The 9219-nt window shown below is 70.0% G+C and carries 8 protein-coding genes and 2 pseudogenes; 5 read left to right on the top strand and 5 right to left on the bottom strand.

What is annotated here, in order from left to right; genetic code table 11:
• The 5 genes and pseudogenes from HG543_RS47865 to rsmI form a co-directional block, all read left to right on the top strand.
• Positions 1-199, top strand: a pseudogene (locus HG543_RS47865) (tRNA (guanosine(37)-N1)-methyltransferase TrmD); the annotation flags it as partial.
• A gap of 121 nt (positions 200-320) precedes the next feature.
• Positions 321-737: a 50S ribosomal protein L19 gene (gene rplS, locus HG543_RS47860; RefSeq protein ID WP_169351658.1), complete on the top strand. Its 417-nt coding sequence runs from the start codon at positions 321-323 to the stop codon at positions 735-737.
• A gap of 95 nt (positions 738-832) precedes the next feature.
• Positions 833-2734 (top strand): chromosome segregation protein SMC, encoded by a 1902-nt coding sequence (locus HG543_RS47855; RefSeq protein WP_169351657.1) that lies wholly within the window; start codon positions 833-835, stop codon positions 2732-2734.
• A gap of 157 nt (positions 2735-2891) precedes the next feature.
• Entirely contained in the window at positions 2892-3272 is a 381-nt protein-coding gene (locus tag HG543_RS47850) for a YraN family protein (protein WP_169351656.1), read from the top strand.
• A 9-nt stretch (positions 3273-3281) separates the two neighbouring features.
• A complete protein-coding gene (gene rsmI, locus HG543_RS47845) occupies positions 3282-4112 on the top strand; it encodes a 16S rRNA (cytidine(1402)-2'-O)-methyltransferase (protein ID WP_169351655.1) in 831 nt (276 codons plus the stop codon).
• 50 nt (positions 4113-4162) lie between these two features.
• Here rsmI and HG543_RS47840 read toward each other — a convergent pair whose 3' ends face one another.
• The 5 genes and pseudogenes from HG543_RS47840 to HG543_RS47820 all read right to left on the bottom strand — a co-directional run.
• Positions 4163-5452, bottom strand: coding sequence for a hypothetical protein (locus HG543_RS47840; protein ID WP_169351654.1), 1290 nt, complete (start codon positions 5450-5452; stop codon positions 4163-4165).
• Between the two features lie 95 nt (positions 5453-5547).
• Positions 5548-6579: a M23 family metallopeptidase gene (locus HG543_RS47835; protein ID WP_169351653.1), complete on the bottom strand. Its 1032-nt coding sequence runs from the start codon at positions 6577-6579 to the stop codon at positions 5548-5550.
• Between the two features lie 77 nt (positions 6580-6656).
• Positions 6657-8081: a sigma-54-dependent transcriptional regulator gene (locus tag HG543_RS47830; protein WP_169351652.1), complete on the bottom strand. Its 1425-nt coding sequence runs from the start codon at positions 8079-8081 to the stop codon at positions 6657-6659.
• Between the two features lie 24 nt (positions 8082-8105).
• Positions 8106-8990 carry an encapsulin nanocompartment shell protein EncA gene (gene encA / locus HG543_RS47825; RefSeq protein WP_169351651.1) on the bottom strand — a complete coding sequence of 295 codons (885 nt, stop codon included), beginning with the start codon at positions 8988-8990 and terminating at the stop codon, positions 8106-8108.
• A gap of 45 nt (positions 8991-9035) precedes the next feature.
• Positions 9036-9219 (bottom strand): annotated as a pseudogene (locus HG543_RS47820) (ferritin); the annotation flags it as partial.

The raw sequence follows: 9219 nt of genomic DNA, 5'->3' as shown, positions 1-9219 counted from the left end.
CCAGTACACCCGCCCGCCCGTCTTCCGGGGGGCCGAGGTGCCCGCCGTCCTCCAGTCGGGGGACCACGCCCGCATCGCACGGTGGCGCCGCTGGAAGTCCCTGGTCCTCACCCAGGAGCGCCGGCCGGACCTGTATGCCCGCCTGCAGCTCTCAGCGGCCGATCAGAAACTGCTGGCCCGGCGGGAGGAAGAGCTGTAACCCTGGGCGTTCCCAGCGGGTTGGCTATTTGCGGGCTTGTCCGACACCGCTCTCTCTGGTAGTACGGCCCGCTCTTTCACGCGCCCCTGCGCGTCCAAGTTTCAGATTTCCGGAGTTCGTCATGCGTAACGCCGCCATTCAGCACGTCGAGGCCAAGTTCCTGCGCCAGGACGTCACCCCTTTTCGGCCTGGTGACTCCGTGCGCGTCCACTGGAAGGTGAAGGAGGGCGATAAGGAGCGCGTGCAGGCGTTCGAGGGTGTCGTCATCCGCCTGAGCGGCCGTGCGCACCGCGCGACCTTCGCCGTCCGCAAGATGTCCTTCGGCGTCGGCGTGGAGCGCATCTTCCCGCTGCACAGCCCCCGCTACGAGAAGATCGAGGTCCTCTCGCGCGGCGACGTGAACCGCAGCCGCCTGTTCTACCTCCGCGACCTGAAGGGCAAGGCCGCTCGCGTCGACGTGCAGGAGGAGCCCACGGCTCCGGGCGCGGCGAACCCGTCCGGCAAGAAGGCCACCAAGGGCGCCCAGGCGGCGTCCTGATCGCCTGCCTGCCCTCGGGGGCAGGCCTGCTGTCATGAAAAGGAGCGTCCAATCACGGACGCTCCTTTTTTCATTCGCGCTAACATGCGCGGGCCATGCAATTCGCCGAAGTCGCCGTCCAGAACGTCCGGGGCTTCTCACCCGCGGGGCGCTTTGCGCTCAAGGCCGGGTACCTCGTCCTCAAGCCTCCCACGGCCGAGGTCAGTCCCCTGTCGGGCCTGTCGCTCGCGTTGCTCTTCGCCGACGGCCGCGGCGGTGACGCCAGCTTCATGGCGCCCGGAGCGAAGTCCGCCAAGGCGGCCCTCACGTTCGTCGGAGTGGATGGGGTGACGTACCGCATCCTCCGCGAGCTGGGCGGCTCCGGGACGCTGCACCGGATGAACAAGGCCACGCAGCAGCCGGAGCTGGTGTCCTCGGACTCGTCGGAGATCAGCCAGTTCCTCCGGGGCCAGGCGGGCCTGCCGCCGCGCACCACCTTCGAGCAGGTGTACTGCCTGCAGCCCGGGCAGCTCCCCTCGAGGCGCCCGCGCAAGGCGCCCGCGGCGGCGAAGCAGGACCCGAAGACGTCCGGCAGGTACCCCTCGCTGGCGTCGGCGTCCACGGTGTTGCCCGCGGAGGACATCCCCGCCGCCGAGGCGAAGCTGCGCGCGCTGGAGCAGGAGCGGGTGGCCTCCAGCGAGGTGGACCAGATCCAGTTCAACCTGGACGGCCTGACCTCGCAGCTCTTCGAGGCGGACCAGCGGCTGAAGAGCACGGACGGGCTGAAGGTGGCCATCTCCGAGGCGGAGGCCGCATGGCGTGCCGCGCCGACGCCGGAGTCTCTCGGGTTGCCGCGGGACATCATGGCCCGCGTGCAGCGCTTCCCGAAGGTGGTGGCGAAGCGGGACGAGTCCCTGGCGCGCCTCAACGCGGACCGTGAGGCCGAGGCCGAGGTGGAGGCTCCGTACGTGGAGCCGCTGAAGGAGAACCGCGCCTTCTGGGGAGGCCTGGGCGCGGGCCTGCTGTTCCTCGCGCTGGGGCTGGGGCTGGGCTTCGGGGTGGACGACGCCTTCCGCTACCTGGCGCTGCTGGACATCCCCGCGTTCGGCGTGGCCGCCTTCATGGCGCTGCGCCACGTGGACGAGCTGCAGAAGGCGTCCCGGCAGGGCAGCAAGGACAACCGGACCGAGGCCCGCGAGAAGAAGATCCTCGACGAGTTCGAAGCCGAGGCCGCGCCGCTGCGCATGGCGCAGAAGGCGCTCGGGGTGGAGGAACTGGACGAGATTGCCCCCGCGCTGGAGCGCAAGGAGCTGCTGGGTGCGCGCGTGGTCGAGCTGAAGGACCAGCTGCAGGCCATGGAGGCGGACCCGGACTACGTGGCCGCCATCTCCCAGCGGGAGATGCTGAAGGAGCAGATCGAGGCGCTCAACGCGGAGCTGGCGCAGAAGGGCTCCTACGTGCGCGACGTGCGCGAGGTGGAGCGGGAAATCACGCGGGTGAAGGAGTCCATCGCCCTGGCCAAGGCGCCACCTCCGGCGGCGGCTCCGGGCGCGGATGGCACCGCGGCTCCGGTGGAGACGCTGGAGGACCCGTCGCCCGTGCTGCTGTCCCAGGCCGCGGATGTCTTCACCACGGACATCCTGTCGGTGCAGGGCATGCTGAAGGATCGCTGCCTCCAGTACCTCACCGCGCTCACGGACCGGCGCTACCAGGGCCTCGAATGGGACAAGGAGGGCCGGGCCTTCGCGCTCGCGTCCGGCAGGCGCGTTCCGGTGGGGGAGCTGCCGCCGAAGGACCTGGACCTCTACTACCTCGCGCTGCGGATGACGGTGGTGGAGAAGGCGAGCGCCCGGGTGAAGCGGCCCTTCCTGCTGGAGGACGTCTTCGCCGGCATGGAGGAGGTGAAGCTGCCCCTCATCGCCCGCATGCTCAAGCACCTGGGCACGCTGACGCAGGTGCTGCACGTCACCGCGCACCCCGGCTTCGCGCAGATGGCGGACGGCACCGTCAACGTGTAGGGCGGCGCCGCGGGGCCCGCGAGGGCCTACATGTCGGACGGTACCGCTAACGTGTCGGGCAACTCGGCGGGTTGTCCCCAAGAGGAGGCTCCGCGAGGACACGCAGGGCAATCATGGTGGCGGCCCTTCCGAGAGGGGGGGCCGAAGGGGAGGGTGCATGGCGCGGGCGGCGCCGCGGGAGCGGCGGGGGTACGGGGATGAGGCGGAGGAAGCGGCGGTGGGCTTCCTGGAGGCCCAGGGGTGGCGGGTGCTGGCGCGCAACTGGACGTGCCGCTATGGAGAACTGGACGTCGTGGCGGAGCGTGGGGAGCTGGTGTGCTTCGTGGAGGTGCGGATGCGCTCCACGGCCGTCTGGGGAGACCCGGCGCACACCGTGTCCTTCGCCAAACAGCGTCGGGTGGTGAAGGCGGCGCTGCACTACCTCTTCGCCCACGACCTGCGCGAGCGGATGATGCGCTTCGACGTGATTTCGGTGGTGGGGCGCGGCGAGCGCGCCACCGTGGAGCACATCCCCGGCGCCTTCGACGCGGGCATGTGAGAGGACGCCATGGCTGGAACGCTCTACCTGGTGGCGACGCCCATCGGGAACCTGGGGGACATCACCTCGCGCGCCCTGGAGACGCTGCGGGAGGTGCGCTTCATCGCCTGTGAGGACACGCGGCACTCGCGGGTGCTGCTGGACCACTTCGGCATTGGCGGGAAGGACCTGGTCAGCCTGCCGGCCTTCGCGGAGGGCCAGCGCGCCGGCCGCATCCTGGACCGCATCGCCGAGGGCGAGGACTGCGCGCTCGTCACGGACGCCGGCAGCCCGGCCATCAGCGACCCGGGGGAGAAGCTCGTCGCCGAGGCGTTGGAGCGGGGACTCGAGGTGGTGCCCATTCCGGGCCCCACGGCCCTGGTGGCGGCGCTGAGCGCGTCCGGGCTGCCCACGGGCCGCTTCCACTTCCTGGGCTTCCTCCCGCGCAAGGGGGCGGAGCGCCGGGCCATGCTGGAAGAGGTGGCGGCGCTGTCCGCCACGCTGGTCCTCTACGAGTCCCCCCGACGGCTGGCGGAGACGCTGCCGGACCTGATGGACGCCTGGGGCGACCGGCGCGCGTGCGTGGCGCGCGAGCTGACGAAGCTGCACGAGGAGTTCGCCCGAGGCACGCTGTCGGAGCTGGCGGCGCGCTACGCGGCCGAGGAGGCCCGGGGCGAGGTCGTGGTGCTCGTGGAGGGCCGCACGGGAGAGCGCCGCTGGTCCGAGGACGAGCTGCGCAAGGCGCTGGAGGAGGGGCTGTCCCGCGGCGAGAAGCTCAAGGCGCTGAGCACCGAGCTGGCCCGCCGCGCGGGATGGGCCGGTCAGGACGTGTACCGGCTGGGCCTGTCACTGAAGCGCTGAGCGCGTTGCCTGCGGGGACGGGCTCCGGAAGCCCGTCCCCGGCGGGCTGCCTAGAAGCTGAACGTCGCGCTCAGGTCGAAGCGGAACGTGGTGCTCTCCACCGCGCGGAAGCGGCGGGACACCAGGTCATAGCGCCAGTCGAACGTGGGGTTGAGCTCGGAGGGGTTGGTCTCCACATCCACCGAGCCGTTCCCGTCGATGTCCTGCCCCAGGTCCTCGGCGGTCAGGGTGTGGTCCGTGTTGTAGAGGAAGGTGCCGGACGCGCGGATGGTGAAGGACTCGGCCGCGCTCGCGGTGACGCCGAGCATGCCGCCCACCTGGAAGTAGTCCTCGGAGGTGAGCAGCTTGCGCAGCGCCGAACTCAGCTCGTTGTAGTACCGGCCCTTGCCTACGTGGTTGCCGATGCCGCGCAGGTCGAGCGCGAACTTCTGGGACTTCTGCGGCCGCTCGAAGGGGACCAGCTCCAGGCCGAAGAGGATGCCCAACTGGCTCGGCGCCTTGATGCCCAACTCCTTGCGCGTCCACGGCCCGGTGCCGCAGTTCTCCGGGGCACCCAGGTTGCCCGGGTTCGTCGCGGCCTGGTCGCAGTTGGAGTAGATGCCCGGGCCGCGTACGGGGATGGTGTAGTGGGCGCGGAAGTACGGCTCGGCCACGCCGATGCGGCGCGAGAAGGCCGTGTAGATCTGGTACTTGTGGACGCGGTCACCGATGTTGCCCCGGTTGTCCGGGTCCGTGGTGTCCACGCTCGGGTCGCGCTGCTTGGCCGTGGGGGCCTCGTAGTCCAGGCCGACGATCCACGTGGGCTTGGACGGGTCCTTCTCCTGCTTGAAGAAGGCGTAGGCCAGCCCGAAGTGCAGGTTGCCCAGGCCACCGCGGAAGCTCTCCTGCGGCAGGCCGAACAGCGGCACGCCTACGGTGGAGCCGCCGGCGCACTCCGGCAAGAGCGTGCCGCTGGCATCCACGCAGGTGTTGACGACGGAGGCGCTGCCGTCGGACGTGACGTCCCAGCGCTCGTTCTGCTGGAACACCAGCGGCAGCTTGAACGAGAACTCGAGGTCCCGGTACAGGCCGAAGGCCAGCCCCAGGTTGAGCCGCGCGTCCACGCCCTTGTACCAGAGGCCCGGTGCCAGCGGCCGTTCGGCGCTGTCCGAGCCTCCGAAGGTGAGCTGTTCCCGGACGATCTTCGCGCGCGTCTGGGTGCGCTCGAAGCCCACGTCGATGAAGAGATCGAACGGGTCATCGTCCTCGAAGGACGACGCAATCCGGGTGATGTCCGCCGCGCTGGCGGCGAACGGGGCGCCCAGCGTCAGCGCGGCGAGTACGGCGCGAAGCCTGTGCATCCGACCTCCGACGACGAATCACCCGGGCTTCCGGCAAGCCCAGGGGGCTTCCAGCTAGCCGCGCCGTCGGAGGAGTGTCAAGAAACGGGTGGCAATTACTTCCCGGCCACCGAAGTCCCAAGGAGCCCGTTCAGACGCTGGACCTCGGCCTCGAACAGGGACTTGTTGGCCGTGGAGAGCGACCGGCGGTACGTCTTGTGCTGGTCGAAGGGATCCAGGACGCGGTCATCCTGCGTCATGAGCTGGTAGTGCAGGTGGGGGGCGAAGGAGCGGCCCGTGTTGCCGCTGGCGCCGATGACCTGGCCCGTCGTGAAGCGCGTGCCGGGCTTGATGTTCTTGTCCACCGCGTCCAGGTGCAGGAAGAGGGCGCGCCGGCCTCGGCCGCCGGTCTCCACCAGCTCCAGGCAGTTGCCGTTGCTGCCGAAGTTCCAGTTCTTGCGCTTCACCACGCCGTTGAAGGGCGCCTTGATGGGGGTGCCCACCGGGGTGCGGAAGTCCACGCCCTTGTGACGGCGGCCGTCGCGCAGCAGCGAGGTCACCTGCTCGTAGTCGTCGATGGGCGACTTCTCCAGGCGCAGCTCCAGCTCGTCGCCGCTGGACAGGTAGTAGCGGGCGTTGGCCTCGCCCTCGGCCTGGTAGCGGTAGGCGCTCATGGTCTTCCCCAGCTTGCCGCTGTTGAAGCGCACGGCGTGCACCAGGGGCTCCTCGTTCTCACGGCGCTGGAAGAGCACGTCGAGCGTGTCGCCGCGGAGAATCTCCCCGGGCACCTCCACCCACCACACGAGGGTGCGCGTCACCACCTGCGCCAGGGCCGGGCCAATGTCCGGGCCGGCGGCGCCATTGAGCGCCGTCTCCAGCGGGCCGTCGATGCGCACCGAGACGCGCTCCAGGCCAGCGGCCTTCACGGGGTCCACGGGCGCGGGCGGCGCCACGGGCGCGGCGGCCACGGCACCCGCGTCCACCGCCGCGGGCGCGGCCTGAGCGGTTTCCTGCGTGGCGGTAGCCATCCGCTGCTTCCACCACCACACGCCGCCGGCGGCACCGCCGAGGATGAGTGACACGGCGACCACCGGTCCGAAGGCACTGCGCTTCGGTGGGGCACCGAGGGTGGGAAGGTTCGGCCGCATACGGACTCCCTGGGATTGGAAAGAGTGGGCGGGCCCGAAACCGACGCGCGCTGCGGGAAATTTCGCCTTCGCGTCGGCTACTCGTCGGGGCCGTCTTCCTGCCCGTCTGGTGTGGTGTCGCGCAAGCCGAATTCCTTCATCTTCGTCTGCAGCGACTTGCGGCTGATCTGCAGCAGACGGGCGGCCCGGGTGACGTTGCCGCCCGTCTCCTCCAGCTTCTTCACGATGAGGTCGCGCTCGAGCTCGGCCGCCTTCATGCGGACGATGTCCTTGAGGCCCACCTCGCCCGCCGGCACCTCCATGGCGGGAGTGGGCACCGACGACAGGGCGGTTGCCTGCACGCCCGCTGCCCCACGGACCGGCTCCGGCAGGTCCTTCGGGGTGATGAGGGGCCCGTCCGCGAAGAGCAGCACGCGCTCGATGAGGTTCTCCAGCTCGCGGATGTTGCCCGGCCAGGAGTAGGCCTGGAGCAGGGCCATGGCGTCGTCCGCGATGCCTTCGATCTTCTTGTTGAGGCGGCGGTTGTACTTGTCCACGAAGTGCCGCGCGAGCATGGGGATGTCGCTGCGGCGCTCGCGCAGGGCGGGCAGGGTGATGGGCACCACCGCCAGCCGGTAGTACAGGTCCTTGCGGAAGCGGCCGGCCTCGATTTCCGCCTGCAGGTCGCGGTTGGTGGCGGCCACCAGGCGCACGTCCACGCGCGTGGTCTTGATGCCGCCCACGCGCTCGAACTCGCCCTCCTGGAGCGCGCGCAGCAGCTTCACCTGCATCTCCACCGGAATCTCGCCAATCTCGTCCAGGAAGAGGGTGCCCTCGTCGGCCAATTCGAAGCGGCCGGGCTTGGACGTGACGGCGCCGGTGAAGGCGCCCTTCTCGTAGCCGAACAGCTCGCTCTCGATGAGCGTGGCGGGGATGGCCGCGCAGTTGATCTTGATGAACGGCTTGTCCCGGCGGCTGGAGGCGCCGTGCAGCGCGGTGGCGATGAGCTCCTTGCCGGTGCCGCTCTCGCCGGTGATGAGCACCGTGGAGGGCGTGTCCGCCACCTTGTCGATGATCTTGTAGACCTCTTGAATCTGCGGCGAGTCGCCGATGATGGCGGCGCGCGCCTTGACGTCCGGACGGACGGAGCGGCGGGCGCTCTCGTTCGTCTTGGCGGCCTTGGCCACGACGGAGGACAGCTCCGACTGGTCGAAGGGCTTGGTGATGTAGTCGAAGGCGCCCGCCTTGATGGCATCCACCGCGGAGTCCACGGTGCCGTGCGCGGTGATGATGATGACCGGCACGTCCGGGTTGGCGGCGCGGATGGTGCTCAGCACCTCCATGCCGCCCACCTTGGGCATCACCAGGTCCGTCACCACGATGTCCGCGCCGTTCTTGTGGAACTCGGCGAGCCCCTGCTCGCCGTTCTCCGCGACGGTGACGTCGAAGCCGTCCCTGCGCAGCATCGCGGCGAGCACCTTGCGCAGGTTCGCCTCGTCGTCGATGACCAGGACCTTGGCCATGGGGAAGCCGGTCGTCTCCTTCGGCTAGCGGCGGTGCGTGGGGGGCGGAGGCGCGTTGGCGGAGCCGGGGCCCTCGAGCGTGCAGATGGCGTCCGGGTGCTTGATGCGCAGCAGCAGCGACTCCAGCACGCGGAACGGGTGGTTCATCCGCGAGGCGCCCAGGTACGCGGCCACCATGTCCATGGCCACCGCGAGGTCCATGTTCTCGCGGCCGGTGGACACCACCACGCCCGAGTCCCCGCGCAGCCGGTTGGACTGGTACACGCCGTCCGACGCGAGCTGGCGGATGGTTTCAATCTCCAGCACGCCCGTCTTCTCGTAGATGCGGTGCAGCTGCGAGTACAGGCGCGGCGACAGCACCACCGCGTAGGGGCCGAAGTGGCCGTGCTCGTTGAGCTTGCGAGTGGAGTCGACGATGGCCTGGAACCCGCCGCCCGCCACCGTCCAGTCCCCGAGCGGCACGGTGAGCCGGCCGTTGGCCGTCATCAGGCCCTCGTAGCCCAGGCGCGCGTCGCCGTAGAAGATGAGCTCGTCCTCCTGCTGCGCGCACAGCGCGGCGGCGCCCGCGGCGGCGGACACGTCCAGCGGCATGTTGTGCGTGCGCGCCGCCTCGATGTCGCGCCAGTGCAGCAGGAAGTCCTTGTAGATGATGGGGATGGTCTTGAACTTGCGGACGTCGGTGAAGACCATCGCGGTGTCCTGCTCGCCGACGATGTCCACCGCGCCGGGGGACACGCCCTGGAACTCGTCGTAGGCCACCGTCTGCACGCCCGCGCCCAGCGGTCCGTAGATGTCCAGGATGCGACGGCCCACCAGCGAGCGCCGCGCGACCTGGATGACGGTCTCGTTCAGGCGCGCCCACTCCTCCTCGCGAAGGGGGTTCTCGGCATGTCCAAGGAAATCAGGCATCGAAGTGTTCTCCAAACGATTCAACAAGGAGAGAAGAGGGGAACATCAGCGACCGCTGCCACCGCCGCCACCGCCCCGGCGGAGCGAGCCGACGGTGAGCGGATGGGACTCCACCGCGGGCGGCGGAGCGGGCAGGCCGTACATCAGGCGCTGCGGGGGCAGCGCGGTGGGAGGCTCCGAGGGGAGCCGGCCATTGCGGCCGTAGACGGGGGGCGCCGCCGGAGGGGGC

It is taken from the genome of Pyxidicoccus fallax (assembly GCF_012933655.1).
GTDB classification, from domain to species: domain Bacteria; phylum Myxococcota; class Myxococcia; order Myxococcales; family Myxococcaceae; genus Myxococcus; species Myxococcus fallax.
Note: the sequence above shows the minus strand (reverse complement) of the source record. Positions and strands in the feature narration are given on the sequence as shown.